Here is a 25,836-nt window from a genome sequence, read left to right as displayed (position 1 = left end):
GGCCCCATCGTATTGTGGGCGGCGTGCCGGCCGACCACGCTGCCACCGCGCTGCGCCGCGCCCGCGACCGCTGGGCCGCCGTCCGGTCCTCGCCCTACGACCGCCAGATCGTCGTGCTCGCCCTCCCCGCGCTCGGCGCGCTGGCGGCCGAGCCGCTGTACCTGCTGGCCGACACCGCGATCGTCGGCCACCTCGGCACGCCGCAGCTCGCGGCCCTCGCGCTGGCCGCCGGCGTGCTCGGCAGCGTCGTGTCGCTGTGCAACTTCCTCACCTACGGGACCACGGCGCAGGTCGCCCGCCTGCACGGCGCCGGCGAGCACGCGCGCGCCGGCGAGATCGCGGCTCAGGCCCTGTGGCTCGCGATCGGCCTCGGCCTCGTCCTGGGGATCGCCTGCGCCGCGCTGGCCGGACCGATCATGAGCGTGGTCGGCGGGCACGGCCATGTCGCGGCGCTCGCCGCGCGCTACGTGCGCCTCAGCGCGATGGGCATCCCGTTCGCGCTCATCGCGCTCGCGGCCCAGGGCTACCTGCGCGGGATCGGCGACCTGCGCACGCCGCTCATCGTCGTCCTGGCGGCCAACGTCCTGAACATCGCGCTCGAGCTCGTGCTCGTCTACGGGGTGCACGAGGGGCTGGACGGCTCGGCGCTGGGCACCGTGATCGCCCAGGCGGCCATGGGCGCGGCGTTCACCTGGCTGCTGCTGCGCCGCGCCGTGCGCGCCCACGGGTCCTTCGCCCCGCGGGCCGCGCTGCTGGCCCGCCTGGCGCGCATGGGCTCCCACATCCTCGTGCGCACGGGCTCGCTGCTGTTGTCGTTCATCGTCGCCGGCGCGGTCCTGGCGCGGATCGGCGCCGACAGCCTGGGCGCGCACCAGATCGCGTTTCAGACCTTCATCTTCCTCGCGCTGGTCCTCGACGCGATCGCGATCGCCGGCCAGGTCCTCGTGGGCCGGATGCTCGGCGCCGGCGACGCCGAGGGCGCGATGGCGGCGGCGCGCCGGATGTGCGGGTGGTCGCTGGCCGCGGGCGCGGTCATGGGCCTCGCGCTGTTGGCGACCCGCTCGATCCTGCCGCGCGCCTTCACCGACGACCCCGACGTGCTCGCGCGGGCTCGCGAGCTCTGGCCGCTGTTCGCGCTCATGCAGCCCGTCGGAGCGCTCGTGTTCGCGCTGGACGGGATCCTGCTCGGCGCCGGCGACACCCGCTACCTGGCGTGGGCGATGGCCGCCTCGTCCTTGTTGGTGTTCATCCCGATAGCGTTGCTGGCGCTGCATCTGCACTGGGGCGTGATCGGCGTGTGGTGGGGCATGAACGCCCTGATGGCCGCGCGCCTGCTGACGATCGGCGTGCGCTTCCGCGGGCGCCGCTGGCTCGTGCTCGGCGCGGCGGCCTGACGGCGCCTCAGGCGCCGGCGGCCGCCTGCTCGCCCTCGCCGGACTCCTGCAGGAGTCGGTCGTGGAGCTCCTGCGGCAGCTGCCGGGCGCTGTCGCTGGTGTAGTCGAAGCCGACGAGCACGCCGTAGCCCTCGGCGACCAGGCGGCCGTCCACGCGCATCTCGAACTGCACGCGGAACGAGGATCGGCGCACGGTGCCGATGGAGCAGCCCACGTCGACCTGCTCGTCGAAGCGGACGGGCGAGCGGTAGTTGATGTGGCACTCGGCGAAGATGACGCCGTACTCGTCGGTCTGGGGGTTGGACGGGTCGTGGCCGGGGACGAGCTCGCGGAGGTAGGCGATCCGCGCGGTCTCGAAGTAGCGCAGGAAGACCACGTTGTTGAGGTGGCGGTTGGCGTCGAGGTCGCCGAAGCGCACCCGCTCGCTGTGGACGTAGCTCATACCGTGCTCTCCTTGGCGTCGATGGGGTCGGGGAGCGCGAAGCCCCGGGCGGCGCATCCGCGCTCGATCTGGTCGATGAGCGACTCGAGCACCCTGACCCGCGCGTAGCGCTTGGACTCGGCCTCGACCAGGATCCACGGCGCCTCGTGCAGGTCGGTGCGCACGAGCATCTCCTCGACCGCCTCGACGTACTCGGGCCGCTTCTCGCGGTTGCGCCAGTCCTCCTCGGTGATCTTCCAGGCCTTGAGCGGGTCGCGCTCGCGGCGCTGGAAGCGGCGCAGCTGCTCCTCGGCGGAGATGTGCATCCAGAACTTGACGATGATCGTGCCCTCGGCGGCCAGGGAGCGCTCGGCGCCGGCGATCTCGTCGTAGGCGCGGCGCCAGCGGTCCTCGGAGGCCAGGCCCTCGACGCGCTCGACGAGCACGCGGCCGTACCAGGAGCGGTCGAAGATCGTGAAGCCCCCGAGGCCGGGGACCGCGGAGGCGAAGCGCAGGAGGTAGTGGTGGCGCAGCTCGTCGTCGGTGGGCGCCGCGTAGGAGGCGATGCGGACGTGGCGGTTGTCGATCGGCGCCACGATGCGTTTGATCGCACCGCCCTTGCCCGAGGCGTCCCAGCCCTCCATGACGACCGCCAGGCCGGGCCCGAGGCGCCCGCTGCCGTCGAGCCTGCCGCCGAGCGCCAGGCGCAGCTGGGCCAACCGGCGGCCTCCGGCGGCGAGGCGCTCGTCCTGCTCGGACCGCTTCAGCCGGCGGGTGAGATCGAGCTCGTCGAGGCGACCCATCGGGCAAGGATGCTCTCAGATGGGGCAGGAACCATCGTGCCGGGGGTCGAAACCTGCGCAAAGGCACGCGACGCGCCCCGAATCGCCCCCCCACCCCTTAAGACTCCGGAACATGCCACGGTCCACCCACACCAGCCGCCTCGGCCTCACCACCTCCGAGGCGGCGCGCCATCTCGGCGTCTCGTTGTCCACGGTGCGCCGGTGGTCCGACATGGGCTACCTCCGCGGGTACCGGACGCCGGGCGGTCAGCGACGGTTCCCGGTCCAGGAGCTCGACGAGTTCGTGCACTCCCTCGAGGAGCCGACGGCCACCGGCCGCTTCGTCCGCAGCGACGCGCTCGAGGGCGACGGCCCGCAGTAGCGCGGGCCGGGGGCCACTCAGCCCCCTGCGGCCTGGTTCATCCGCCGCTCGATCGCCAGCTCCTCGTCGTAGTCGGCGGCGTCGGCGTGGCGGTACTCGGTGCCCTGCCCGGCCAGCAGCTCGGCCAGGGCCTCGACGTAGCGCTCCTCGAGCTGCGTCCCCGAGACGCGGCGCAGCTCCGTCAGCGCCTCGAACGAGCTCAGGCGCGTCCGGTAGGTGTCGGGCGCGGTGAGCGTGTCGTAGACCTCGGCGACCGCGATGATCTTCGCGATATCCGGGATCTCGCCGCCCGTCAGCCGGCGGGGGTAGCCCTTGCCGTCGGGGCGCTCGTGGTGGGCCACGATGATCTCCGACAGCGGTCCGTAGACGCCGATGTCGCGCAGGAGGTCGGCGCCGAGCTCGGGATGGCGGCGGATCGCCACCCAGTCGTCCTCGGTCAGCACGACGCCGCGCTCCATGACGCGGTCGCTCAGGGCGAACCGGCCGATGTCGTGCAGCAGCCCGGCGGTGTGGGCCAGCTCCTGGTCGCGCTCGGACATGCCGACGTGGGCGGCGATGTCGCGGGCGAAGCGCGCGACGGCGGCGCAGTGGCGGGCGGCGCGCTGGTCGCGCGCGTCGAGCGTGCGGATGAGGCCGCTCAGCACGCCCCATGAGAGGTTCGCGTACTCGCGGGCGCGGTCGCGGGCCAGCATGACCAGGCGCGCCATGTACCCGAAGGCCACGACGGCGACGAGCACGAACACGAGCACCGCGTAGCCCGTCTGCTCGTAGACGGCCGCGGCCGCGGTCACGAGGGCGATGTTGACGGCGGCGGTCCCCAGGAGCTCGAGCGGCGGGCGCAGCGCGGGGGCGAGCCGGTGGCCGTCCAGCAGCGCCATCTCCGCGCTCATCATGAGGAAGTTGCCCGCCAGGATGACGAAGCTCCCCAGCGCCACGGCCAGGAAGAACCCCACGCGGTCGTGGTCGAGGTCCAGCGCCTGCAGGGCGGCCGCGACGGCCACCGTCGGCAGCGCCGAGCTGGCGAGGTTGAGCGGCAGGACCGACCGCCGGTAGCGGTCGACGGTCCACCCGGCGAGCTCGGTCGCCACGGGGATGACGAACGCGGCGGCGGGCCCGACGAGGCCGGCGGCCAGGGCGCCCGAGAGGAACATCCCGGACACGATCATCCGGGACGAGACGTCGGTGGTGACGAAGCGCGACGCGATCGCGCAGCCCAGCAGGACGATCCACAGGGGATCGGCCAGCGACCCGGGATCCGCGACGGCCACCGCCGCGCTGAGGGCCAGCGCACTGGCCGCGATCGTGGCGACGAGCCGCGGTCGCTGGGCGGGGTCCTGCCCAGTCACGGCAGGGACGCTACACGGCGTCCCGCCGATTCTCCACGCGCGGGTCCCTAGCGGCCGGCGAAGTACCCGGCCATCGACGCGATGGCGGTGAGGGCAGCGGCGTATGGCAAAGCGCGGAGCTTCAGGGACTGCATGTTGTGCCTCCCGGCGGTCATGCTGGACGAACGACTAGGCCTGAGCGTAAGCTTGCTCCGTGGCTCTGCACAGAAAGCTGCGCAAAACCGATGCAGTTTGCTCCGTAGGCGGGACAGATCCTGTGCTCCGTGATCCCGTTCAACGGCCTTGCGCACGCTGAAGACCTCTGAAGCGGCTGCCGTCCTGAACGTCAGCCCGAACACGCTCCGAGCGTGGGAGCGCCGGTTCGGCTACCCCAAGCCACAGCGTTCGCCGGGCAAGCACCGGCTCTACACCCACGGCGAGATCGCCGCGCTGCGCGACGCGCTGCAGGAGGGGCTGTCGATCTCGTCGGCGATCTCCCGCGCGCGTGAGTCTGTGTCGGCCGACACGCACGTGCTCGTCGGGGCCCTCGCGGCCTACGAGCTCGAGCGGGCCGACGCCGCGATGGAGGGCGCCCTGGCGCTGCGCTCCGTCGAGCGCTCCGTCGAGGAGGTGCTGATCCCCTCGCTGGAGGAGATCGCCGACCGCCACGGGACCGACTCCGCCCCCTGGGCGCTGGCGGCCCGGTGGGCCAGCGAGTGGCTGCAGCGCGCCCAGCGCCTGTCGCCGCCGGCGACCCGCCGCCCGACGGTCCTGCTGGGCGACGCCACGCGCGACGCCCTGGACCCCGACGCGCTGGCGCTCCGCGCGTTGGAGCTGTGCATCACGCGCTCCGGCGTCCGGGCGCTGACCCTGCCCGTGACCGGCCTGGCCGGCCTGGGCGACGTGCTGACGAGCTACGCGCCGCGCGTCGTCGTCATCGCGGGCGGCGACGAGGCCGACGACGCCGTGGCCCGCTGGGCCTACCGCGTCCGGGCCGGCGCCGGCGCCCTGCCGATCCTGCTGTTCCGCCGTCGCGGGCGCGACGAGCGCACGCGCACCACCGGGGCGCGCCACCTGCCGGCCTCGCCGACCCTGGCCTCCAGCCAGCTCTCGGACTTCATCGAGGGCGGCGCGCGCGATCTGTCCCTGAACGAGCCTCTCGACCTCGACCTCGACGACGACGTCGCCGTTCCGCCGGGGAGAGGCCGGCTGACCGCTTGAGGCCGAGGAGATGCCCGTGAGCTTCGCGCGCCCGACGCTTCGCCTGGTCCCCGACCCCGTCGCGCCTGCCCCGCTCGTCCAGTTCTGCGGGCACTGCGGCGAGCCGCCCCCGACCCCGATGGCCGCCCGCTCGCGCGTCTGCGCGCTCTGCGGCCTGGGGGTCGTCATCGAGGCCTCGCAGGACCTCGCCCCCGACCCGGGCGGGTCGTTCCTCATCGTCGACCGCCGGCTCAAGCTGTGCGGCCTGTCGCGCGGCGCCGAGAACCTGCTCGGCCTCGTCGAGCCGACGGCCGTGCACCGCCCGATCACCGACTTCCTCGAGCCCGCCGACGCGGAGGCCGCCTCGGCCGACGCGCTGGCGCAGAGCATCGTCGCGACCGCAGGAGGCCACGCGCCGGTCCAGAGCATCGTGCTGCGCCCCGCAGGCGAGTACGGCGTGCGCTACGCCGCGCGCGTCGGGTCCTGCGGTTCGCCGACCGGCGCCCTGATCGTGCTCGACACCGTCTGAGCGTCGCCGGCCGGCGGGCGTCTCCTCCCGCTGCAGGGCGTCGTGCACCATGCACCGCGCTTTGCGGAGGTTGTGAGAGGTCTTCCGAACTGCGATGACTCCCTGACCATGGCCGGATCGATCCGCACCAACGCCGCCGCCGCGATGCTGGGGGTGAGCCCGAACACCCTGCGCTCGTGGGAGCGCCGGTTCGGCTACCCGGAGCCCACACGGACCGCCGGCGGCCACCGGCAGTTCGACCTGGCCGAGATCGAGGCGCTGCGCGCCGCGTTCGAGGAGACCCAGAACATCTCCTCGGCCATCTCCGTGGCCCGCGAGCGTGGCCTGGGCCCCGCCTCGCCCGCGCGGCTGCGCTCCGCGTTCGGCCGCTTCGACGAGGACGGCGCGAACCGCCTCATCGAGGAGAGCCTGACCGTGCGCTCCGTCGAGCGGACGATCGAGGAGGTGCTGCTGCCGTCCGTCGAGGCCCTGTCGGGCGAGGAGGGCGCCGCCGCCACGCCGGAGTTCGGCTTCGCCTGGCGCTTCACGACGGGCTGGCTGGCCGCCACCCAGCGCGTGTCGCCGCCCGCGTCGCGTCCCGAGGGCGTCCTGGTCTTCGACGCCAGCCGGCCGCCCGACGTCGAGGCGCTGCACACGCAGGCGCTCGAGCTCGTGCTGCGCCGCGGCGGCCTGCGCACGCTGACCCTCAGCGCCGACTGCGACCCGTCGCGCCTCACGCACGCCATCAGCGCGCTGGATCCGCGCGCCGTGGTGCTCACGGGCCGCCGCGCATCGCTCGACGCGCTCGGCCGCCTCGTCTTCAGCGCCCGCCGCGTGGCGGGCGAGTCGGTGGCCATCCTGGACTTCCGCGGCGCGATCCCGCACGCGGGCAGCAGCACCGTCGAGCGGCTCCCCGACGGCGCCCTGGCGGCGCGCGAGGCGATCCTCGCGCGCGTCGAGGGCCGCGTGGTCGCCGGGCGCTTCGGGCGCGGCCCGTCGACGGCCATCAACCTCTGAGCGCGGCGCCGCGCGACACCGTCCGAGCGGCAGGGCATGATGCCCGCGCGATGACGCTTCCCCAGCTCGGCGACCCTCTGGCCCATCGGGCGCTGGACTCCCTCCTGCGTGCCGAGACCAGCGTGCGTCGGCGGCTCTCCGCCGACCTGGAGCGAGAGGGCCTGTCGGCCTCGGGCTTCTCGGTGCTCGTGGTCCTGTCGACCGCGGGCGGCGAGCTCGAGCTGCGCACGCTGCGCGCCCGCCTGCGCACCTCGAAGGCCAACGCCACCGAGGTCGTGACGACCCTCGAGACGCGCGGCATGGTCCAGCGCTTCCGCCTGGCCCACGACCGGCGCGCCGCGTCCGTGCGGCTGACCGTCAAGGGCCGCGAGCTCATCGACCGGCTGTTCCCCGAGCACACCCGGCGAGTGCAGGACGCGTTCTCGGTCCTCGACGAGGCCGAGAAGCGCATCCTCGCCGAGATCTGCCGCAAGCTGGCGGCGTAGCGGGGGCCCGGGGGGCGCCCGGCCCCGCGCAATATCCTGCGGCCAGATGTCCCGCCGCCCGGTCGACCCGAACCAGTCCTTCCCCGCGCTCGAGGAGCAGGTGCTCGAGCGCTGGCGCGAGCGCGACGTCTTCGCCGAGTCGCTGCGCAACCGCGCCGCGGCGCCCCCGTGGGTGTTCTGGGAGGGGCCGCCGACCGCCAACGGCAGGCCCGGCGTCCACCACGTTCTGGCCCGCGCGTTCAAGGACATCTACCCGCGCTACAAGACGATGCGCGGCCACCTCGTGCAGCGCAAGGGCGGCTGGGACTGCCACGGGCTCCCGGTCGAGATCAACGTCGAGCAGCAGCTCGGCCTCAACAACAAGCACGAGATCGAGGCCTACGGCATCGCGGAGTTCAACGCGAAGTGCCGCGAGTCGGTCTTCGAGTACCTCGAGGACTGGAACCGCCTCACGGAGCGCATCGGCTTCTGGGTCGACCTCGAGCACGCCTACCGCACGCTGGACACCGACTACGTCGAGTCGGTCTGGTGGTCGCTGCGGCGCATCTTCGACAAGGACCTGCTCTACGAGGGCCACAAGGTGGTGCCCTACTGCCCGCGCTGCGGCACGGCGCTGTCGAGCCACGAGCTCGCGCTGGGCTACAAGGACGTCGTCGACCCCTCGGTCTACGTGCGCTTCGCCGTCGTCCAGGACGGCGGCCCGCTGCAGGCCGGCGACGAGCTGCTGGTGTGGACGACGACGCCCTGGACGCTGGTGTCCAACGCGGCGGTCGCCGTGGACCCCGAGCTGACCTACGTGCGGGCCAAGACCGGCGCGCTGGAGGCGCCCGTCGTGCTCGCCGAGGCGCTCGTCGATCGGGTATTGGCGCCCACCCATCCCGACGTCGAGGTGCAGATCCTCGCGCGCTTCCCGGGAGCCGCGATGGACGGCGTGCGCTACGAGCCCCCGTTCCCCTACATCAAGGGCGCCGAGTACGGCGAGCGCGGCCACACCGTCCTCCTCGGCGACTTCGTCACCGCCGAGGACGGCACGGGCCTCGTGCACACCGCGATCGCCTTCGGCGAGGACGACTACCGGCTCGGCGCCCGCTACGGCCTGACCGTCGTCAACCCCGTGCGCCTGGACGGCACCTACGACGAGCGCATCAAGGGCTACGAGGGACGCTTCGTCAAGGACGCCGACGCCGACCTCGTCGAGGACCTGCGCCGCCGCGGCCGGCTGCTCAAGGCCCAGGACTACGAGCACAGCTACCCGCACTGCTGGCGGTGCGGCACGCCGCTGCTGTACTACGCCAAGCCGTCCTGGTACATCGCGACCTCCAGGCTGCGCGACCGCCTCCTGGCCGCCAACGACCAGGTCACCTGGCATCCCGAGCACGTCAAGACCGGCCGCTTCGGCCGCTGGCTGGAGAACAACGTCGACTGGGCGCTGTCGCGCGAGCGCTACTGGGGCACGCCGCTGCCCATCTGGCGCTGCGAGAACGACCCGTCCCACATCCACTGCATCGGGTCCTTCGCCGAGCTCGAGGAGCTGTCGGGCACGAAGGTCGACGACCCGCACCGGCCCTACGTCGACGACATCTCGTTCCCGTGCCCGCAGTGCGCGGCGCGGATGCAGCGCGTCCCCGAGGTCATCGACGTCTGGTTCGACTCCGGGGCGATGCAGTTCGCCCAGTGGCACGCGCCCTTCGAGAACCAGGACCAGTTCGAGCGCTCGTGGCCGGCCGACTTCGTCTGCGAGGCGCTGGACCAGACCCGCGGGTGGTTCTACTCGCTGCTGGCCGTGTCGGTGCTGCTCTACGACGAGTCGCCCTACAAGGACGTCGTCTGCCTCGGGCTGATCCTCGACGAGGACGGCCAGAAGATGTCGAAGTCCAAGGGCAACGTCGTCGATCCGTTCGCCGTGCTCGACGAGTTCGGCGCCGACGCGCTGCGCTGGTACTTCTTCTCCTCCAAGCAGCCGTGGGACGGCTACCGCTTCTCGCTGGAGACGATCGGCGAGGGCGTGCGCCTGTTCCTCAACACCCTGTGGAACACGTACGGGTTCCTCGTGTTGTACGAGAACGCGGCGGGCGGGGAGACGGTCGGCGAGCCCGAGACGCCTCCGACCGCGCTGGACCGCTGGATCCTGTCGCGGCTGGGCGGCACGGTCGAGGTCGTCGGCGAGCGGATGGACGCGTTCGACGCGACCGTCGCGGCGCGCGAGATCGCCGGGTTCGTCGACGATCTCTCCAACTGGTACGTCCGCCGCTCGCGGCGGCGCTTCTGGGAGGGCGACCCGCGGGCGTTCGCGACGCTGCGCCACTGCCTGGTCACCGTCGCCCAGCTCCTGGCGCCGTTCACGCCGTTCGTGGCCGACGAGATCTACGACAACCTCGACGGGTCCGCCGGGTCGGTGCACCTGACCGACTGGCCGGAGCCGTCGCCGCGCGACCTCGCGCTCGAGGTCTCCATGGCCACGGCGCGCGAGGCCGTGGCGCTGGGGCTGCGGGCGCGGGCGGGCGCGAAGGTCGGCCTGCGCCGCCCGCTGCGCGAGGCCGTCGTCGTGGCCGCCGGACGCGAGCGCGAGGCGCTGGAGGCGATGGCCGACGTCGTGCGCGAGGAGCTCAACGTCAAGGCGCTGCGCTTCGTCGACGAGGCCGACGAGCTGGGCAACTACGACCTCAAGCCCAACTACCGCGCGCTGGGCCCGCGGTTCGGCAAGGCGATGCCCCAGGTCGCCGCGGCGATCGAGGCGCTCGACGCCGACCACGTCGCCGTCACGCTGCGTGAGGGCCGCACGGTCGGGGTCAACGTCGACGGCCACGACCACGAGCTGGCCGATGGCGACCTGCTCGTCGGGCTGCAGCCGCTGGAGGGCTTCCAGGTCGAGCGCGAGGGCGGCCACGCCGTGGCGCTGGACCTCGCGATGGACGACGCGCTGCGCCGCGAGGGCTGGGCGCGCGAGGTCGTCCGCGCTGTGCAGAACGCGCGCAAGGAGGCCGGCCTGGAGGTCAGCGACCGCATCGCGCTGGTGCTCGGCGGCGACGGCGAGCTGCTCGAGGCCGCGCGCGAGCACGAGGCGCTCGTGGCGGGCGAGGTCCTGGCGCTGTCGGTGCGCTACGACGGCGACGGCGACGGCGCGGCGGCCACCGTCGACGGGCGCCCGCTCTCGATCGCGGTCAGCCGCAGCGCGTAGCCCGCGCTGGACGACCCGGAGCGGGTGCGCCCGGCGCTTGAGGAGGAGGGCCTGCGGTTCGACGCCGGCCGGGCCGATCCGGCGGCGCGCATCGAGGTGGGCCGGCCGCCGGAGGGCGACCGGCCGGAGGGGGCTAGGCCAGAGGGGCTAGGCCAGGGCGGGCTCGAGCTCGGCCTCGAGCTTGCGCTTGGGGTAGGCGCCGATGACCTTTTTGGCGACCTGGCCGTGCTTGAAGAGGATGAGCGTCGGGATGCTCAGGACCTCGAACGTCGCCGCCGTCTGCTGGTTCTCGTCGACGTTGAGCTTGACGATCTTCAGGTCCGAGCGCTCGGCGGCGATCTCCTCGAGGACCGGTCCGACCACACGGCAGGGCCCGCACCAGGGGGCCCAGAAGTCGACGAGCACAGGCTGATCGGCCTCGAGGACCTCGGCCTGGAAGTTGGTGTCGGTGACGTCGGCGAGGGTGCCGGCCATGTCGGTCTCCTTCGAAGGGGTAGATCCTGCACTATACAAAGTGAAGTGCAGGTCCCGGGCGGGGGCTCGAGCGTTACGCCCGAGCCTACCCTCCCGGACCCCCGCGACTCGCGTGCGGGGATGCCGCGCGCCGGGTCAGGCGGGCGGCAGCAGCACGCGGTTGATGACGTGGATGATGCCGTTGGAGGCCTTGACGTCGGTCTTGACGACCTTCGTCGAGCCGTTGAGGTAGACGCTCTTGCCCTTGACGGAGATCTTGACCGAGGCGCCGTTGAGCGTCTTGGCGCTCTTGAGCTTGACGACCTTGGTGGCCGGCACCCTGCCCCTGACCACGTGGTAGAGGAGGACGGCCTTGAGCTTGGCCTTGTCCTTGCCCAGCGCGGTGAGCGTCGCCTTGGGGACCTTGGCGAACGCGGCGTTCGTCGGCGCGAACACCGTGTAGCTGCCCTTGGACAGGGTGCCGGCCAGACCGGCCTTCTTGACGAGGGACACCAGCGTCGAGAACTGAGGATCGGAGCTGGCCACGCCGACGATCGTCTTGTTCGCCGCGGTGCTCGCGGACGGCGAGGCGTTGGCCGCGGCGACGGCGAACGGGGTGGCGGCGATGCTCACGGCGGCGAGCGAGGCGGCGATGCGGTGCTGCTTCATCCTGGGTGCTCCTCGGTGGGGGTTGAGGTTGTGGCAGCTACGACGCGGGCCCCCGCGGCGGTTGAGCGCCGGGGCGCCAGGCTCGGCCGGGGGGTCCGTGGGTGCAACCGAACGGCGGCGGCCCCCGTATCCAGCGTGTGAGATGGCCACCGTCGCCGAGCGCCCATTGAACGGGGCCCCGCCCGCCGAGGCGCGCCGGGGCGCGGGGCCCTCCCGCGCCGAGCGCCGGCTGGCCGCGCAGCTGCGCGCCGGTGACGCCCGCGCGCTGGAGGCGGTGCACGCGCAGTATGGAGCGACCGTGTTCGGCTACCTGCAGCACACGCTGCGCGACCGCGCCGCCGCCGAGGACGTCTTCCAGCAGGTGCTCACCGAGGTGTGGCGCCGCGGCGCGCAGTACGACCCGTCGCGGGCCTCCGTCGTCACGTGGATCCTGACCATCGCCCGCTCGCGCGCGATCGACGAGCTGCGCCGCCGGCGCCCGGAGCCCCTGGCCCCCGACGAGCTGCCCGACGGCCGGCTCGACGCGCCGCAGGACCTCGTGCTCGACCGCTGGCGGATGAGCCACCTGCTCGCGCAGCTGCCGCTCGAGGAGCGTCGCCTGCTCGAGCTGCGCTTCTACGGCGAGCTCTCGCAGAGCGAGATCGCCGAGCGCACCGGGCTGGCGATGGGGACCATCAAGTCGCGGATGGTGCGCGGCCTGGAGCGGCTGCGCGCGCTCATGGACGCCGAGGCGCAGCGATGAGCCCGCGCTGGTCGATCCGCCCGGCCGCCGTGGCCCTCGACCTCCTCGACGGCGCCGAGCGCGAGGAGGCGGCGCGCCTGCTGGCCACCGACGTGCAGTTCCGCGCCGAGGTCGACCGGCTGCGCGGCACGACCCAGGCGCTGGGCGACCTGGACCTGCAGTCCTGGCGCCCGGCCCCGCCGCCTCCGCTGGACGACGACCGGGCCGTGACGCTGCGCCCGCCCGCCGCGCCGCGGCGGCGCACCCGCCGGCGCCTGGCCCTCGGCGCCGGGGCGCTGGCGGCGGCCGCGGCCGTCGCGGCCGCCGTGCTCGTCGCGGCGGGCGGCGACGACGGCGGTCCGGCCGGTCCGGACCCCACGCTGCAGGCGGCGCTGACGCTGCACACCGTCGGGGGCGCCCACGGTGCCGCCCGGCTGGCGATCCACGGCGCCGACGCCCGGCTGCAGGCCCGCGGGCTGGCGCCCAACAGCGCCCACGACTACTACGAGGCGTGGCTGGCCGACGCGCGCGGCCGCATGGTCTCCATGGGCACGTTCCACGTCGGGCGCAGCGGGCGCGTGGACGCGCACATGCCGATCGCCGTCGACGTGCGGCGCTATCGCGTGGTCGACGTGTCGCTGGAGCCCGACGACGGCAACCCGGCGCACTCCGCGACGTCGGTGCTGCGCGCGACGATCCCGCGCACGCTCTGACCCGTCAGCGCAGCGCGAGGATCACGTGCGAGGACACGTAGACCTCGATGAACGCGGCGAGCACGACGAGCGGGATCGAGAAGGCCAGCGTGGCGAACGTCGCCGCCAGCAGCTCGTTCCACGCGCCGCGGCGGCTGGCGATCGTCCAGGCCGCCAGCGGCAGGAACAGGCCGACGAGCTCGGCCACGGCGTGGGGGAGGATCGCGACGACGAGCAGGGGCCGCGACATGTGGCCCTGCGCCGCCAGCGTCGCGGCGCTCTGGCCCAGGATGTAGGCCTGCGTGCACAGCGAGAACGTCGTGGCGCCGATGACGAACGCGATCGCCAGCGTCCCGGCCCGGTCGTGCACGGCCCGCCACCAGCCGCGGTAGCGCTCGGCCTCCAGCGGCATCGAGCTGCTGGCGATGAACCCCGCGACGCACGCCATCGCGTGCAGCGCCAGGACCAGGCCGTTGCGGAACAGGATCCCGCCGACGGCGTCCAGCGACGCGCGCTCCGTCAGCCCCGGGAACAGCAGCGGCGTGGCGTCCGGCGTGGAGAGCATCGCCACCACCAGCACGGCGACCAGCAGCCCCGCGCAGACGACCGCGGCGCCGGCGAACCACGGCACGAGGACCCGGGCGGGCTGGGTGTTCCAGCGGCGCAGCGTGCCGCGGGTGTCGCGCAGGCCTTGGACGACGACGAGCTCAGGAGCCATCGTCCGAGGGGATCGGCCGCGTGGGCACCGCCCTTGAACGTCGGCGCCGCGGCTCAGCGCCCGGGGCGGCGCAGCTGGGGCACGAGCCACATCGCCTCGATGGCGATGCGCGGCGACATCTTCGACCGCCCGTGGAGGCGGTCGCGGAACGTGATCGGCACCTCGTCGACGCGATAGCCCGCGCGCAGCGCCCGGTTGGTCAGCTCGACCTGGAACGCGTAGCCGTGGGCGCGCACCGTCGGCAGGTCGATCGCCCGCAGCACCTCGGCGCGGAAGCACTTGAAGCCGCCGGTGAGGTCGCGCACGCGCAGGCCCAGCACGGCCTGGGCGTAGAGGCAGCCGCCGCGGCTGACCAGCCGGCGCACGAGCCCCCAGTCGCGGACCCGGCCGCCGCGGACGTAGCGCGAGCCCAGGGCGACGTCGGCGCCCTCGTCGCGGACGCGGCGCAGCAGGCGCTCGAGGTCGGCCGGGTCGTGGGAGAAGTCGGCGTCCATCTCGAACACGTAGGCCGCGCCGTGGCCCAGCGCGTGGGCGAAGCCCGCGAGGTAGGCCGGGCCCAGGCCCGTGCGCTCGGCCCGGTGCAGGACCTCGACGGCGTCGTGGGCGGCCGCGAGGCCGTCGGCGAGGCGCCCGGTGCCGTCCGGCGAGTCGTCGTCGACGATCAGGATGCGGTGCGCCCCGGGGGCGGCGCGCTCCAGGACGGCGAGCGCCGCGGCCACGATCGCCTCGACGTTCTCGGCCTCGTCGTAGGTCGGGAGGATCAGCCAGGCGGTGTCGGACGACGTCATGGGGGCGGGGGCCGCCGGGCGTGGGCCGGGCGTGCCGGCCGCGTACCCTAGGGTGCGCAGCGCCCGACCGGCGCCCGACCGTCCGCCGTCCCCTCCGTGCCCGACCCGTCCAACGCCGTCATCGCCGCCGCCTTCGACGAGCTCGGCGACCTCTACGAGCTCGACGGCGCCGTCATCCACCGCGTTCTGGCCTACCGCAACGCGGCCAAGGCGGTCCGCGACGCGCCGACCTCGGTCAGCGCGCTCACGCGCGAGGGCAGGGTCACCACCGTGCCGGGCATCGGCAAGACGCTGGAGGAGAAGCTGCGCGCGCTGCTGGAGACGGGCACGATCCCGGCGGCCGAGAAGCTGCGCGCCCGGTTTCCGGCCGGCCTGATCGAGATGACGCGCCTGCCCGGCCTCGGCCCCAAGCGCGCGCGCAAGCTGTTCGACGAGCTGGGCCTGGACTCCCTCGACGCGCTGCGCGAGGCCGCCGAGCAGCAGCGACTGCGCGGTGTCAAGGGCTTCGGGCCCAAGTTCGAGGCCTCGGTCCTGGCCGCCTTCGAGGCCGGGGTCGCCGAGCGCCCCGCCCCGCGCCTGGTGCTGCACCGCGCGACGGAGCTGGCCGAGGCCATCGCCGAGGGCCTGCGCGCGCACCCGGCCGCGGTCCGCGTCGAGCTCGCCGGCGGCCTGCGGCGCGGCAGCGACAGCGTCAAGGACCTCGACCTCGTCGCGGCGGCGACCGACCCGGCCGCGCTGGCCGGCGCCCTCGCGGACCTCGACCTCGTCGAGAGCGCCTCGTCGGCCGGCGAGAACGCCGCGCGCGCCCGGACCCACAGCGGCGCTTCGGTCGACCTGCGGGTCGTCACGCCCGACCAGTTCGGCAACCTGCTGCAGCACTTCACGGGCTCGCGCCAGCACAACGTGCGCCTGCGTGAGCGGGCGGTCAAGCGCGGGCTGCACGTCTCGGAGTACGGCATCCTCGACGACGCCACGGGCGACACGCTGCGCTGCGCCACCGAGGAGGAGGTCTACGCGCGCCTGGGCCTGCCGTGGATCCCGCCCGAGCTGCGCGAGGACCGCGGCGAGCTCGACAAGGGCTTCGTCGTGCCCGACCTCATCGTCCAGGACGACCTCAAGGGCGATCTGCACTGCCACACCGTGGCCTCCGACGGGCGCGACACCGCGCAGGAGATGGCCGCGGGGGCGCTGGCGCGCGGGCTGCAGTACGTGGCGATCACCGACCACTCCGCCACGCACGGGTTCGGCAACGACGTCAGCCCCGACGCGCTCCGGCGCCAGATCGAGCTCGTCCACGACCTCAACGACCGCACGGACGGCATCGAGGTGCTCATCGGGACCGAGACGAACATCCTGCCCGACGGCTCGCCGGACTACGACGACGACCTGCTCGCCCAGCTCGACTGGGTCGTCGGCTCGGTCCACACGAGCTTCGGGATGTCGCGCGCGGAGATGACCCGGCGGATCGTCGCCGCCACCGAGCACCCGTGGATCGACTGCATCGGTCACCTCACCGGGCGCAAGATCGCCGCCCGCGCGCCCTACGACGTCGACGTGGAGGCCGTCTTCGAGGCGGCCGCGCGCACCGGCACGATGCTCGAGATCAACTCGGCGCCCGACCGCCGCGACCTCAACGACGTCCACGCGCGCCAGGCCCACGCGGCCGGCGTGCGGATCGTCATCAACACCGACGCCCACGGCGTGTCGACGCAGGGCATCGCGCGCTGGGGCGTGCTCACCGCCCGGCGCGCGGGGCTCACGGCGGCCGACGTCGCCAACACGCTGCCCTGGGCGCAGTTCGCCCCGCTGCGCAAGCGCGCCGCCCGCTGAGGCGCTCAGCGCCCGGCCAGCAGCGCGGGCAGGAGCCGCTCGGCGACGACGCGGTCCACGGCCGCACGGCGGAACGGCGCGATCGCCGCCAGCGCGCGCGCCGCGTAGCCGGGCTCGTCGGCGTCCAGCGCCGAGCGCAGCGCGCCGGGCAGCAGCGCGTCGTCGGCCACCCACCCCACGCCGCCCGCCAGCAGCGGCAGCGCCGCGTAGGGCCCCGGTGCCGGCGTGGTCACGACGCGGCACCCGTCGGCCAGCGCCTCGAGCTGGGCGATCCCATAGTCCTCGCGCCGCGGCGCCGTGACGTAGACGCGGGCGCGGCGCAGCAGCGCCCGGAACGCCGGCCCGGGCAGCGTCCCGGCGTACCGGACGCCGTCGCGGTCGGCGCCGTGCAGGCCGGCCACGACGAGCGTCTCGCCGGGCGCGCGGGCCACGTCCCAGGCGGCCAGGACGCGGTCCAGGCCCTTCTTGGCGGGGTTGGCCGCGTAGGTCACCGCGGCGACGTCGCGCTCGGGCGCTCCGGCGCCGTCCTCCGGCGCCGAGGGCTCGACGGGGATCGGCACGACGATCGCCGGCGTGGGCGGCGCGCCCGCCTCGGCCAGCGCGCCAGGGTCCTGCGGGACGAGCAGCGGGGCCTGGGCCAGGCGGCGGCGCTCGAGCGGGCGCTGCCAGATCCCGTGGCGGCCGGGACGGTTGGCGGCGGCGGGGGCGTCGAAGCGGATCGCGCCCGGGCGCGGCCACAGCAGCGCCGCGGTCGTGGTCAGGTAGAGCACGGCGCGCGGGTCGTCGCGCGCCAGTGCGCCGGCGGCCGCCCTGCGGGCCGCCAGCGCCCAGCCCAGGTCGGTGAGCGCGAACGTCCGGACCTCGCGCGGGCGGCGCGCGCGGGCCAGCACGACCTCGGCGCCGGCGCGGTGCAGCGACCCGGCCAGCTCGTCCTCGGCGACCCGTAGCCCGTGGGTCGACCCGAGGCCGACGAGCAGGACGTCGGGGGAGGGCATCGTCGCCGGCTAGGCGCCCGTGCCGTTGACCGTGGGCCGCTCGCGGCGGAAGCCGGGCAGCCGGCTGAGCTGGATCGGGCGCACCGGCGACGTGCGCTCGACGAAGAACGAGACGCCGTCGCGCTCCTCGATGGCGGCGACCGCGGCCTCCTGCCGGCGCCAGGCCAGCGCCCAGATGATCATGAACCCGGTCGCGATCGCCGGGATCTGCGGGCCGACGACCGACAGCGCGCCGGCGGCGAGCGCGCACAGCAGCAGCGGCCACAGCCGGTTGAGCATCGTCGTGCCCGGGCGGATGTCGGGCATCATCGTGCCCGCCTTGGCGTCGGCCAGCAGCCGGGCGATCGGCGGGTTGACCTCGTTGCGCCGGCCGACGAACGTGCCGATGACCGCCGCGAGCACCCACCAGCCCATGGCGTAGAAGACGCCCTGGTCGTCGCCCGAGCGCGTGGCCGCGGCGAGCGTGAGCACCGCCAGCGCCGTGGCCGCGCCGGCGCTCAGCAGGACCGTCCCGCGCAGGAAGTCGACGAAGCGCATCCGGGCGCCGCTACGCCGCCAGGCGCTCGAGCACCGCGCGGACCCCGAGCGGGCCGTCGACGAGCAGGTCGGCGGCCTCCTCGAGCTCGGGCGGCGTCTCGTCGGAGCGGACGCCCAGGCAGACGGCCTCGCGCAGGCGGCCGTCGGCCACCGCGGTGCGCAGGGCGGCGAACGCGTCGATGTCGGTGCGGTCGTCGCCCACGTAGAGGGCCACGTCGACCTCGACGCCCAGCAGCAGCCGGTCGATGCCCTTGCCCTTGTGCAGGTCCACGGGCGGGCGGACCTCGAGGACCTTGCGGCCCCAGTGCGTGGCGAACCCGGCCGCCTCGGCGCGCTGGGCGAGGGCGCGCACGCCCTCCTTGGCGGCCGCCTCGTCGGGAGCCCCCCGCCAGTGGTAGCCGACGATGACCTCCTTGTCCTCGGGCCGGATGCGCAGCCGGTGCAGGTCGTCGCGATGCTCCTCGCCCGCGGCGAAGTCGCGGACCCGGCGGCCCCAGGCGGCGACCTCGGGGTCGACCTCGGGATGTGTCTGGCCGCCGCGCAGGATCTCCGTGCCGTGGTTGCCGACGTAGGTGATCGACCCGAGGGAGACGATGCGCCGGGCGGTCGCGGCCCGCCGGCCGCTGACGCAGGCGACCAGGCCGTAGCGCTTGGCGATCGCGATGAGCGGCAGCCGCGTGGGCTCGGGGACGTGGGCGTCGTCGGCGTGGCGGACGATGGGCGCCAGCGTGCCGTCGATGTCGAGCAGCACGGCGGCCCGCCGGGGATCCGCCCGCAGCGGGGCCAGCGCTTCGTCGAGGGTCGCGGTCGAGGGCACGGTCCTATCATCGCAGCATGCCGAGCCGGGACCCGGCGGTGGCCGGGCGGGCGCAACGGACGTTGCGGCTCGCCGCCGGCGAGGGCGGGCAGGCGAGCGTTGTTGATGTCCTACGTCGTCGTCGGCCTCAGCCGTCGAGGCCGAGCCCGTGCTCCAGCGCGCCCTTGACCGAGGCGTCCAGCGCGTTGAGCCGGTAGAGCGTCAGCGCCTCGGGGGAGCCGAAGCGCCCCGCGCCACCGCGGCCCGTCGCGTCGGGCCCGTGGTGGGTCAGCACGCAGTGCGCGAGCGCGAGGCGCCGCTCGTCGTCCAGGCCGGCGACGCGGCCGGCGCGCGCGTCGAGCAGGCGCAGGCCCAGCTCGACGTGCCCGAGCAGGCGCCCGGCATCGCTGAGCCCGATCTCGGCGGCGTAGGTGAACTCCTCGGTCTTGCCCAGGTCGTGGACCAGCGCGGCGGTGATCAGCAGGTCGGAGTTCAGCCGCGGGTGCAGCTGGGCGGCCTCGAGCGCCAGGGTCCCCACCGCGACGGTGTGCTCGAGCAGGCCGCCGAGGTAGGCGTGGTGGCCGCCGCGCGTGCACGGCGCGCGGCGCCACGCGGCCCGCAGGCCGGCGTCGCCGAGCAGGGCCGCCAGCAGGCCGGCGAACCCGGGGTCGTGGACCTCGCCGGCGAGGTGCTCGAGGAAGCCGTCGAGCTCGTCGAGGTCGCGGTAGGCCACCGGCAGGAACGCGGCCGGGTCGGCCTCTCCGGCCTGCGCGCGGGCGATCGCGGTGACGTCGAGCTGCAGCTCGTCGCGGAAGCGCTCCACGCGGCCGGCGACCGTGACGAGGTCGCCCCGCTCGAAGCGGCCGGCGGCGACGTCGGCGTCGCGGAAGACGCGCCCGGGGATCGCGGCGCTGCGATCGCGCAGCTCGAGCGCCAGGTAGGGCGTCCCGGCGCGCGACATCAGGCGCTCCTTGCGGGTGCAGGCGTAGACCCCGCGCAGCTCGTCGCCGGCGCGGAGCGTGGCGATGGCGGGCGCGGTCGGCGCTGTGGTGTCCGGGGCGGCGGCCACGGCCCCATGATGGAGCGCGGCCCGGATGGCGCTACCGTCCTCGTGATGCAGCCGCTCATCTGGGAGAGCCGGCCCGACGGCTTGCGCGCCCCCGCCCTCGTCTGCGCCTTCACGGGCTGGAACGACGCGGGCGACGCCGCATCCGCCGCGCTCCGGTTCTTCGGCGCATCGCTGGGGGCCTCGCGCTTCGCGCAGATCGACCCCGAGGAGTTCTTCGACTTCCAGGCCAGCCGCCCCCGGGTCCAGCTCGTCGACGGGCTGACCCGCGAGCTGCAGTGGCCGTCCGTGGAGATCTACGAGGCGCGCGTGCCGCGCGCCCCCCGAGACCTCGTCCTGCTCTCGGGGCCCGAGCCGAGCTTCCGCTGGCGCACGTTCACCAAGCTCATCGTCGACCTCGCCGAGGCCCTGGGCACGCAGATGGTCGTCACGCTCGGCGCCCTGCTGGCCGACGTGCCGCACTCGCGGCCCGTGGGCATCACCGGGCTCTCGAGCGACGCCACGCTCGTCGAGCGCCTCGGGCTGGCCCCGACGAGCTACGAGGGCCCGACGGGGATCGTCGGCGTCCTGCACGCGGCCTGCCAGGAGGCCGGCGTGCCGTCGGCCTCCTTGTGGGCCAGCGTCCCGCACTACGTCGCCGCGGCGCCGAACCCCAAGGCGGCGCTCGCGCTCGTGCGCAAGCTCGAGTCGCTCGTCGGCGTGACGGTCGACGCCGAGGAGCTCGAGCTCGCCGCGGGCGACTACGAGCGCCAGGTGTCGCTGGCGGTCCAGTCCGACCCCGACGTCCAGGCCTTCGTCGAGCGCCTGGAGAAGGCCGCCGCCGAGGAGGAGGAGGACGCCGACCCGACCGACCTGCCCTCCGGCGACGTCATCGCCCGTGAGTTCCAGCGCTTCCTGCGCCAGCGAGGCCCCGAGGGCCCCGACGTGGCCGGCCGCTGACGAACGCCGGCCCCGGGGGCCGACACCCGCAGACGGACCCTGGGCCTGCATGCCGGCGACGAGGTCGTTGGTCGACGCGGCGGCGGTCTGGAGCTCCTCGGCCGGCTTGCGGACCTCGATGCGCTCCAGCGCGGCCGGCTCAGGCCGCGCCCGGCTCCGCGGCGCCCCAGATCCCGGGCCCGCGGCGGTGCTCGTAGATCAGCGACGTCTCGGCGTGGGCCACCGCCGGGTCCGTCGCGAGGTGGCCGACGACGAACTCGCGCAGGTCCTGGGCGTCGGCGGCCGCCAGCCAGACGAGGTAGTCCGTCGCGCCGGCGAGGTGGAAGACCGACAGCACGCCGGGCAGCCCGCGCACGCGGTCGGTGAACGTGTCGATCTGCTCGCGGTGGTGGACGGCCAGCCGCACCGCGACCATCGCCTGCAGCGGGCGCCCGAGCGCGGCGAGGTCGACCTCGGCGTGGAAGCCGCGCAGCACGCCCGCCGCCCGCAGCGCCCGCACCCGCTGCAGCGCCGTCGACGGCGCGACGCCCGCCCGCTCGGCCAGGCGGTTGTTCGGGATGCGGGCGTTCTCGCTCAGCGCCTCGAGGATCGTGCGGTCGACGTCGTCGAGCTGCAGGTCGTTCGGCATGACCTCCATTCTTCCACACGGCTACGAAGTATCTGCGAGATTGCACGGTGAGCACCGAAGGATCTTCGGTGGTCTGGCGGTCAGGCCGCATGAGTGCTTCACTAGGCCCATGGAACCGGCACTCGAGACGCGCCCCGACATCCGCGACTCGATCCTCGAGGCGATCGGCGGCACGCCCCTCGTCCGCCTCTCGCGCCTGGGCGCGGGCCTCACGCCGCAGCTGGTGGCCAAGGTCGAGGCGCTGAACCCCGGCGGGTCGATCAAGGACCGCGCGGCGATCGCGATGATCGAGGCCGCCGAGCAGGACGGGCTGCTGCGCCCCGGCGGCACGATCGTCGAGCCGACCTCGGGCAACACCGGCACCGGCCTGGCCATGGCCGCGCGGCTGAAGGGCTACCGCGTCATCGCGGTCATGCCCGACAAGATGTCCAAGGAGAAGATCGACCTCCTGCGCGCCTACGGCGCCGAGGTCGTCGTGTGCCCCACCAACGTGGAGCCGTCCTCGCCCGAGTCCTACTACTCGGTCTCCGACCGCCTGGCCGCCGAGATCCCCGGCGCGTTCAAGCCCAACCAGTACTTCAACCAGCACAACCCGGAGGCCCACTACCGCAGCACGGGCCCCGAGCTGTGGGAGCAGTCCGGCGGGCGCATCACCCACCTCGTCGCGGGGGTGGGCACGGGCGGCACCATCACCGGGATCGGCCGCTACCTCAAGGAGCGCAACCCGGACATCCAGGTCATCGGCGCCGACCCCGTCGGCTCGATCTACAGCGCCGCCTCCGACGACGGGGTCAAGGGCTACCTCGTCGAGGGCGTGGGCGAGGACTTCTGGCCCGAGACGTTCGACCGCGACATCGTCGACCGCTGGGTCGCCGTCACCGACAAGGACTCGTTCCTCATGACGCGCCGCCTGGCGATGGAGGAGGGCATCCTGGCCGGCGGCTCGTGCGGCACCGCGCTGGTCGCCGCGCTCGAGGTGGCCAAGGGCATCGACGATCCGGACGCGATGGTCGCCGTGGTCCTGCCCGACGGCGGCCGGTCGTACCTGAGCAAGATCTTCAACGACGCGTGGATGACCCAGTACGGGTTCCTCGAGCGCGCCGGCGACCTGGCCGTCGGCGACGTGCTGGCCCGCAAGGAGGGCCTGGGCGGCGTGCCCAAGCTCGTCACCGTCGCCGCCCACCAGCAGGTCAGCGACGCCGTCGCGCTGCTGCACGAGCACGGCGTGTCCCAGCTGCCCGTCGTCTCGGCCCACGACCCCGGGACGGTCATCGGGTCGGTCGGCGAGCGCGGCCTGCTGGCCCGCGCCGTCGACGAGCCCGCGCTGCTGGCGGCCGACATCACCGCCGTCATGGAGCCACCGCTGCACGCGGTCTCGGCCGAGGACCCCGTCCGCGAGGCCGTCGCGCTGCTGGCCGGCGACCGCCAGGCGCTGCTCGTCATGGCCGGCGGACGCCCGGCCGGCGTCGTCACGCGCGCCGACCTGCTCGAGGCGCTGGCCCGGTGAGCGGCTCCGACGGCGGGGGGGACGATGCCTGGCGGTTCGGCACCCGCGCGGTGCACGCCGGCCTGACGCCCGACCCGACCTACGGCTCGGTCATCCCGGCCATCCACCAGACCTCGACGTTCGCGCAGCGCGCGGTGGGCGAGTTCGTCGAGGACTACGACTACGCCCGCAGCGCCAACCCGACGCGCTCGGCGCTGGAGCTCGCGCTCGGCGTGCTGGAGGGCGGCCTGGGCTCGGCGTTCTCCTCGGGCATGGCCGCCATCCACGCGCTGATCACCGCCGTGTGCTCGGCCGGCGACCACGTCGTGATGCCCGCCGACCTCTACGGGGGCACCTACCGCCTGATGGACAAGGTGCTCACGCGGTTCGGGCTGACCTACACCCTGGTCGACCAGACCGACCTCGACGCGGTCGCCGCCGCGGTCACCGAGACCACGCGCGTGGTGTGGGTGGAGACGCCGACCAACCCCATGCTCAACGTCGTCGACATCCCGGAGATCGTGGAGCGGGCGCGGGGCGCGTTCGTCGCGGTCGACAACACGTTCGCCACGCCGGTCAACCAGCGCCCGCTGGAGCTCGGGGCCGACGCGGCCGTGCACTCGGTGACGAAGTACCTCGGCGGGCACTCGGACACCGTCGGCGGCGCCGTCGTCGTGCGCGACCCGGCGGTGCACGAGCAGGTGCGCTTCGTCCAGAACGCGATCGGCGCCGTCCCCGGCCCGTTCGACTGCTTCCTCGTGCACCGCGGCCTGCGCACCCTGCACCTGCGGATGGCCGCCCACGCGGCCGCCGCCGAGGCGGTCGTCGGCTTCCTGCGCGGCGCGCCGGGCGTCAGCGACGTCCGCTGGCCCGGGTTCAGCGGCATGGTCAGCTTCCGCCACCCCGACGCGATCGGCATCGCCGGGCGCGCGCGGCTGTTCACGCTGGCCGAGTCGCTGGGTGGCGTCGAGTCGCTCATCGAGGTCCCGCAGGCCATGACGCACCAGTCCGTCGAGGGCTCGGCCGCCGCCGTGCCGGCCGACCTCGTCCGGCTGAGCTGCGGCGTCGAGGCCCCGGAGGACCTCGTGGAGGACCTCCGCGCGGCCATCGCCGGCGCCCCCTGAGCGCCGACCGGGTGTCTCCGGCCGCACCGGAGGGGATGATGGTCGCATGCCTCGACGGATCGACCTGGGTCGCGCCGTGCTCGTCGCCGGCGCCGCGCTGCTCTTCATCTCGCTGTTCCTGAGGTGGTATGACACCGGCCCCACGGGGTGGCAGGTCTTCGAGACCCTCGACCTCGTGCTCGCCGGCCTCGCCGCCGCCGGGGTGGCCGTGGCGCTGCGCCCGGACGCCGCTCCGCGCTGGGCGGCCTGGGGCGTGCCGGGCGCCGCGATCGTGATCGTGCTCGTCCAGCTCGTCGACGCGCCGCCCGCGGCGGGCGACGGCGACCCGGCCACGGGCGCCTGGCTCGCGCTCGGCGCCGGGTTGGTCATGGCCTGCGGCGCCGTCCTCTCACTGGCGACGATCTCCATCACCGTGCAGGTGCGCCCGGAGGACCCGCGCCGCCGGGTGCCGGCCGTCGACCGGCGCGACGCCGGCGGGCCGGATCCGGGGGCGGGCCCCGACGTCGCCGTCGACCCCGCCGACGCGCTCGTACCCGACGTCCCGCGGCGGGGGCGCTTCCTGCCCCGCGGCGCCGCGGCGCCGGAGCCCGCGCCCGCGCCCGAGCCGGCGGCCGAGGACCCGCAGCGCACCCAGCCGCTCGCCGCGCTGGAGGACCCGGCCCCCGACGCCGAGCGCCCATGACGCCGGAGGTGCGCCACCGCGCGGCCTTCGAGCTGCTGCGCTTCACCGCGGCGCCCGTGAGCGCCGACCTCGCCGTCGTGGAGCTCGACGGGCGCTTCGCGGCGCCGGCGGGGCGCTTCACCCGCCGGCCGGTGCTCGTCGTCGAGCACGACGACGCGCCCCGGCTGGAGCTCGCGCCCGTCCGCGCGGCCGAGCAGGACGGGCGCTGGCACAGCTCCTACGCCGTCCCGGTCACCGCGCTGCGGGACGGGCGCTTCGCGCTCGGGGTGCGTGGCACGCTGCTCGACCTGCCCCTCCCCGACGTCGTCGAGGGCGGCGACCGCGCGGCGGCGATCGCGCGCGAGGCCAACCGGCTGCGCCGCCGCATCGAGGAGCTCGAGGACGAGGCCGCGGCGGCGCGTGCCGACGCCGAGGCCGCGCGCGCGGGGCTCGACGCCGCCGTCGACCAGGCGCGGGAGGCCGAGCGCACGGCGGCCGCCGAGCAGGCCGGGGAGGCCGCCCGTGCGGCCGAGGCCCGGCGCCAGGAGGCCGAGGCGGCGGGCGACGCGCGGGTCGCCGAGGTCCAGGCGCGCCTGGAGGCCGAGGCGGCGCGCACGCGCGAGGCGCTGGACCGCGCGCAGGCCGCCGAGGACCGCGCGCGCACCGAGGCCGAGGGCGTCGAGGTCCTGCGCGCCGAGCTGGCCGAGGAGCGCCGCCGCTCCCAGGAGACGATCGCCGAGCTGCGCGCGGCCGCGCCGCCCGCCGGCGACCCCGAGCCCACCCTGGCCCTCGACGCGCTGGCCGCGCCCGCCGGCGACGAGCCGACGACGGCCGCGCCGGCCGACGACGCCACGCAGCGCCTGCGCCTCGAGCCGGTCGCGCGGGCGGCCGGAGGGCTGGCCGACGCCGCGGTGCCCGACCCGCCGCGCCACCACGCCAAGGGTCCGTCGCTGAGCCCGTGGTTCGCCGTCGGCGCGCTCGTGCTCTTCGCGTTCCTGGTGCTCGGCCTGCTGCTCGGCTTCCTGGGCTGAGCCGGGACGC

General features: G+C 74.8%; 27 protein-coding genes. 15 read left to right on the top strand and 12 right to left on the bottom strand.

Going from position 1 to position 25,836, the window contains the following annotated elements; translation table 11 throughout:
- Positions 1–23 precede the first annotated feature (23 nt).
- Positions 24–1,394: an MATE family efflux transporter gene (locus FSW04_RS02910; protein ID WP_187369195.1), complete on the top strand. Its 1,371-nt coding sequence runs from the start codon at positions 24–26 to the stop codon at positions 1,392–1,394.
- A 7-nt stretch (positions 1,395–1,401) separates the two neighbouring features.
- On the opposite strand, the gene FSW04_RS02905 is transcribed toward FSW04_RS02910, so the two are convergent.
- Together FSW04_RS02905 and FSW04_RS02900 are read right to left on the bottom strand one after the other, a co-directional pair.
- Positions 1,402–1,836, bottom strand: coding sequence for an acyl-CoA thioesterase (locus FSW04_RS02905; RefSeq protein WP_187369194.1), 435 nt, complete (start codon positions 1,834–1,836; stop codon positions 1,402–1,404).
- Positions 1,833–2,618 (bottom strand): polyphosphate kinase 2 family protein, encoded by a 786-nt coding sequence (locus tag FSW04_RS02900; RefSeq protein WP_146916067.1) that lies wholly within the window; start codon positions 2,616–2,618, stop codon positions 1,833–1,835. Before FSW04_RS02900 ends, FSW04_RS02905 begins: the two co-directional genes overlap by 4 nt.
- 112 nt (positions 2,619–2,730) lie before the next feature.
- Between FSW04_RS02900 and FSW04_RS02895 the strand changes: the two genes are divergently transcribed.
- Complete coding sequence (locus FSW04_RS02895; RefSeq protein ID WP_146916065.1) at positions 2,731–2,979, top strand: MerR family transcriptional regulator; 249 nt, start codon at positions 2,731–2,733, stop codon at positions 2,977–2,979.
- A gap of 17 nt (positions 2,980–2,996) precedes the next feature.
- Here the strand turns inward: FSW04_RS02895 and FSW04_RS02890 are convergent, their stop codons facing one another.
- The gene (locus FSW04_RS02890) at positions 2,997–4,325 is read right to left on the bottom strand and encodes an HD-GYP domain-containing protein (protein WP_146916062.1); all 1,329 of its coding nucleotides are present in this window, start codon (positions 4,323–4,325) and stop codon (positions 2,997–2,999) included.
- A 282-nt stretch (positions 4,326–4,607) separates the two neighbouring features.
- Between FSW04_RS02890 and FSW04_RS02885 the strand changes: the two genes are divergently transcribed.
- The 5 genes from FSW04_RS02885 to ileS all read left to right on the top strand — a co-directional run bounded on the left by FSW04_RS02885 (position 4,608) and on the right by ileS (position 10,692).
- Positions 4,608–5,525 carry a MerR family transcriptional regulator gene (locus FSW04_RS02885; protein ID WP_146916060.1) on the top strand — a complete coding sequence of 306 codons (918 nt, stop codon included), beginning with the start codon at positions 4,608–4,610 and terminating at the stop codon, positions 5,523–5,525.
- 16 nt (positions 5,526–5,541) lie between these two features.
- Complete coding sequence (locus tag FSW04_RS02880) at positions 5,542–6,033, top strand: hypothetical protein (RefSeq protein ID WP_146916058.1); 492 nt, start codon at positions 5,542–5,544, stop codon at positions 6,031–6,033.
- Positions 6,034–6,141: 108 nt separating this feature from the next.
- Positions 6,142–7,029, top strand: coding sequence for a MerR family transcriptional regulator (locus FSW04_RS02875; RefSeq protein WP_146916056.1), 888 nt, complete (start codon positions 6,142–6,144; stop codon positions 7,027–7,029).
- A 50-nt stretch (positions 7,030–7,079) separates the two neighbouring features.
- The gene (locus tag FSW04_RS02870) at positions 7,080–7,514 is read left to right on the top strand and encodes a MarR family winged helix-turn-helix transcriptional regulator (RefSeq protein WP_146916054.1); all 435 of its coding nucleotides are present in this window, start codon (positions 7,080–7,082) and stop codon (positions 7,512–7,514) included.
- A gap of 46 nt (positions 7,515–7,560) precedes the next feature.
- Positions 7,561–10,692: an isoleucine--tRNA ligase gene (ileS, locus tag FSW04_RS02865; RefSeq protein ID WP_146916051.1), complete on the top strand. Its 3,132-nt coding sequence runs from the start codon at positions 7,561–7,563 to the stop codon at positions 10,690–10,692.
- A gap of 147 nt (positions 10,693–10,839) precedes the next feature.
- On the opposite strand, the gene trxA is transcribed toward ileS, so the two are convergent.
- Positions 10,840–11,166, bottom strand: coding sequence for a thioredoxin (trxA, locus tag FSW04_RS02860; RefSeq protein ID WP_146916049.1), 327 nt, complete (start codon positions 11,164–11,166; stop codon positions 10,840–10,842).
- A 135-nt stretch (positions 11,167–11,301) separates the two neighbouring features.
- Positions 11,302–11,814, bottom strand: a complete 513-nt coding sequence (locus FSW04_RS02855) for a fasciclin domain-containing protein (protein WP_146916047.1) — start codon at positions 11,812–11,814, stop codon at positions 11,302–11,304.
- Positions 11,815–11,956: 142 nt separating this feature from the next.
- Here FSW04_RS02855 and FSW04_RS02850 point away from each other — a divergent pair, with 142 nt between their 5' ends.
- On the top strand, positions 11,957–12,556 hold the full coding sequence (locus tag FSW04_RS02850; protein ID WP_187369193.1) for an RNA polymerase sigma factor: 600 nt from the start codon (positions 11,957–11,959) through the stop codon (positions 12,554–12,556).
- Positions 12,553–13,248: an anti-sigma factor gene (locus FSW04_RS02845; RefSeq protein ID WP_146916042.1), complete on the top strand. Its 696-nt coding sequence runs from the start codon at positions 12,553–12,555 to the stop codon at positions 13,246–13,248. The genes FSW04_RS02850 and FSW04_RS02845 overlap by 4 nt, the downstream gene beginning before the upstream one ends.
- Before the next feature lie 4 nt (positions 13,249–13,252).
- Here the strand turns inward: FSW04_RS02845 and FSW04_RS02840 are convergent, their stop codons facing one another.
- Together FSW04_RS02840 and FSW04_RS02835 are read right to left on the bottom strand one after the other, a co-directional pair.
- The gene (locus FSW04_RS02840) at positions 13,253–13,945 is read right to left on the bottom strand and encodes a stage II sporulation protein M (protein ID WP_146916040.1); all 693 of its coding nucleotides are present in this window, start codon (positions 13,943–13,945) and stop codon (positions 13,253–13,255) included.
- A gap of 53 nt (positions 13,946–13,998) precedes the next feature.
- Positions 13,999–14,733, bottom strand: a complete 735-nt coding sequence (locus FSW04_RS02835) for a polyprenol monophosphomannose synthase (protein WP_146916038.1) — start codon at positions 14,731–14,733, stop codon at positions 13,999–14,001.
- A 96-nt stretch (positions 14,734–14,829) separates the two neighbouring features.
- Here FSW04_RS02835 and polX point away from each other — a divergent pair, with 96 nt between their 5' ends.
- The gene (gene polX / locus FSW04_RS02830) at positions 14,830–16,563 is read left to right on the top strand and encodes a DNA polymerase/3'-5' exonuclease PolX (RefSeq protein WP_146916036.1); all 1,734 of its coding nucleotides are present in this window, start codon (positions 14,830–14,832) and stop codon (positions 16,561–16,563) included.
- 5 nt (positions 16,564–16,568) lie between these two features.
- On the opposite strand, the gene FSW04_RS02825 is transcribed toward polX, so the two are convergent.
- The 4 genes from FSW04_RS02825 to FSW04_RS02810 all read right to left on the bottom strand — a co-directional run bounded on the left by FSW04_RS02825 (position 16,569) and on the right by FSW04_RS02810 (position 19,960).
- Positions 16,569–17,558 (bottom strand): glycosyltransferase, encoded by a 990-nt coding sequence (locus FSW04_RS02825; protein WP_146916034.1) that lies wholly within the window; start codon positions 17,556–17,558, stop codon positions 16,569–16,571.
- Positions 17,559–17,567: 9 nt separating this feature from the next.
- Entirely contained in the window at positions 17,568–18,095 is a 528-nt protein-coding gene (locus tag FSW04_RS02820; protein WP_146916031.1) for a hypothetical protein, read from the bottom strand.
- A 10-nt stretch (positions 18,096–18,105) separates the two neighbouring features.
- The gene (otsB, locus tag FSW04_RS02815) at positions 18,106–18,912 is read right to left on the bottom strand and encodes a trehalose-phosphatase (RefSeq protein WP_146916029.1); all 807 of its coding nucleotides are present in this window, start codon (positions 18,910–18,912) and stop codon (positions 18,106–18,108) included.
- A gap of 127 nt (positions 18,913–19,039) precedes the next feature.
- On the bottom strand, positions 19,040–19,960 hold the full coding sequence (locus FSW04_RS02810; protein WP_228430833.1) for an HDIG domain-containing metalloprotein: 921 nt from the start codon (positions 19,958–19,960) through the stop codon (positions 19,040–19,042).
- 45 nt (positions 19,961–20,005) lie between these two features.
- Between FSW04_RS02810 and FSW04_RS02805 the strand changes: the two genes are divergently transcribed.
- On the top strand, positions 20,006–20,896 hold the full coding sequence (locus FSW04_RS02805; protein WP_146916027.1) for a PAC2 family protein: 891 nt from the start codon (positions 20,006–20,008) through the stop codon (positions 20,894–20,896).
- A 139-nt stretch (positions 20,897–21,035) separates the two neighbouring features.
- Here the strand turns inward: FSW04_RS02805 and FSW04_RS02800 are convergent, their stop codons facing one another.
- Entirely contained in the window at positions 21,036–21,533 is a 498-nt protein-coding gene (locus tag FSW04_RS02800; protein WP_146916024.1) for an Lrp/AsnC family transcriptional regulator, read from the bottom strand.
- Positions 21,534–21,633: 100 nt separating this feature from the next.
- Between FSW04_RS02800 and FSW04_RS02795 the strand changes: the two genes are divergently transcribed.
- The 4 genes from FSW04_RS02795 to FSW04_RS02780 are packed head-to-tail and all read left to right on the top strand — an operon-like array spanning position 21,634 to position 25,826.
- Positions 21,634–23,031 (top strand): cystathionine beta-synthase, encoded by a 1,398-nt coding sequence (locus tag FSW04_RS02795; protein ID WP_146916020.1) that lies wholly within the window; start codon positions 21,634–21,636, stop codon positions 23,029–23,031.
- Complete coding sequence (locus tag FSW04_RS02790; RefSeq protein ID WP_146916017.1) at positions 23,028–24,134, top strand: trans-sulfuration enzyme family protein; 1,107 nt, start codon at positions 23,028–23,030, stop codon at positions 24,132–24,134. The genes FSW04_RS02795 and FSW04_RS02790 overlap by 4 nt, the downstream gene beginning before the upstream one ends.
- A gap of 46 nt (positions 24,135–24,180) precedes the next feature.
- Positions 24,181–24,816 carry a hypothetical protein gene (locus tag FSW04_RS02785; protein ID WP_146916015.1) on the top strand — a complete coding sequence of 212 codons (636 nt, stop codon included), beginning with the start codon at positions 24,181–24,183 and terminating at the stop codon, positions 24,814–24,816.
- On the top strand, positions 24,813–25,826 hold the full coding sequence (locus FSW04_RS02780; RefSeq protein WP_146916012.1) for a hypothetical protein: 1,014 nt from the start codon (positions 24,813–24,815) through the stop codon (positions 25,824–25,826). The genes FSW04_RS02785 and FSW04_RS02780 overlap by 4 nt, the downstream gene beginning before the upstream one ends.
- Positions 25,827–25,836 lie beyond the last annotated feature (10 nt).

The sequence above is a fragment of the Baekduia soli genome (assembly GCF_007970665.1).
Taxonomy (GTDB): Bacteria; Actinomycetota; Thermoleophilia; order Solirubrobacterales; family Solirubrobacteraceae; genus Baekduia; species Baekduia soli.
This window is presented reverse-complemented; position numbering and strand designations above follow the sequence as displayed.

Bases quoted from the DNA above. Each gene is read 5' to 3' on its own strand.
- FSW04_RS02905 (WP_187369194.1), bottom strand. From the start codon at position 1,836: ATGAGCTACGTCCACAGCGAGCGGGTGCGCTTCGGCGACCTCGACGCC.
- FSW04_RS02900 (WP_146916067.1), bottom strand. From the start codon at position 2,618: ATGGGTCGCCTCGACGAGCTCGATCTCACCCGCCGGCTGAAGCGGTCC.
- FSW04_RS02895 (WP_146916065.1), top strand. From the start codon at position 2,731: ATGCCACGGTCCACCCACACCAGCCGCCTCGGCCTCACCACCTCCGAG.
- FSW04_RS02875 (WP_146916056.1), top strand. From the start codon at position 6,142: ATGGCCGGATCGATCCGCACCAACGCCGCCGCCGCGATGCTGGGGGTG.
- FSW04_RS02870 (WP_146916054.1), top strand. From the start codon at position 7,080: ATGACGCTTCCCCAGCTCGGCGACCCTCTGGCCCATCGGGCGCTGGAC.
- ileS (WP_146916051.1), top strand. From the start codon at position 7,561: ATGTCCCGCCGCCCGGTCGACCCGAACCAGTCCTTCCCCGCGCTCGAG.
- trxA (WP_146916049.1), bottom strand. From the start codon at position 11,166: ATGGCCGGCACCCTCGCCGACGTCACCGACACCAACTTCCAGGCCGAG.
- FSW04_RS02855 (WP_146916047.1), bottom strand. From the start codon at position 11,814: ATGAAGCAGCACCGCATCGCCGCCTCGCTCGCCGCCGTGAGCATCGCC.
- FSW04_RS02850 (WP_187369193.1), top strand. From the start codon at position 11,957: ATGGCCACCGTCGCCGAGCGCCCATTGAACGGGGCCCCGCCCGCCGAG.
- FSW04_RS02845 (WP_146916042.1), top strand. From the start codon at position 12,553: ATGAGCCCGCGCTGGTCGATCCGCCCGGCCGCCGTGGCCCTCGACCTC.
- FSW04_RS02840 (WP_146916040.1), bottom strand. From the start codon at position 13,945: ATGGCTCCTGAGCTCGTCGTCGTCCAAGGCCTGCGCGACACCCGCGGC.
- FSW04_RS02835 (WP_146916038.1), bottom strand. From the start codon at position 14,733: ATGACGTCGTCCGACACCGCCTGGCTGATCCTCCCGACCTACGACGAG.
- FSW04_RS02825 (WP_146916034.1), bottom strand. From the start codon at position 17,558: ATGCCCTCCCCCGACGTCCTGCTCGTCGGCCTCGGGTCGACCCACGGG.
- FSW04_RS02820 (WP_146916031.1), bottom strand. From the start codon at position 18,095: ATGCGCTTCGTCGACTTCCTGCGCGGGACGGTCCTGCTGAGCGCCGGC.
- FSW04_RS02805 (WP_146916027.1), top strand. From the start codon at position 20,006: ATGCAGCCGCTCATCTGGGAGAGCCGGCCCGACGGCTTGCGCGCCCCC.
- FSW04_RS02800 (WP_146916024.1), bottom strand. From the start codon at position 21,533: ATGGAGGTCATGCCGAACGACCTGCAGCTCGACGACGTCGACCGCACG.
- FSW04_RS02795 (WP_146916020.1), top strand. From the start codon at position 21,634: ATGGAACCGGCACTCGAGACGCGCCCCGACATCCGCGACTCGATCCTC.
- FSW04_RS02785 (WP_146916015.1), top strand. From the start codon at position 24,181: ATGCCTCGACGGATCGACCTGGGTCGCGCCGTGCTCGTCGCCGGCGCC.
- FSW04_RS02780 (WP_146916012.1), top strand. From the start codon at position 24,813: ATGACGCCGGAGGTGCGCCACCGCGCGGCCTTCGAGCTGCTGCGCTTC.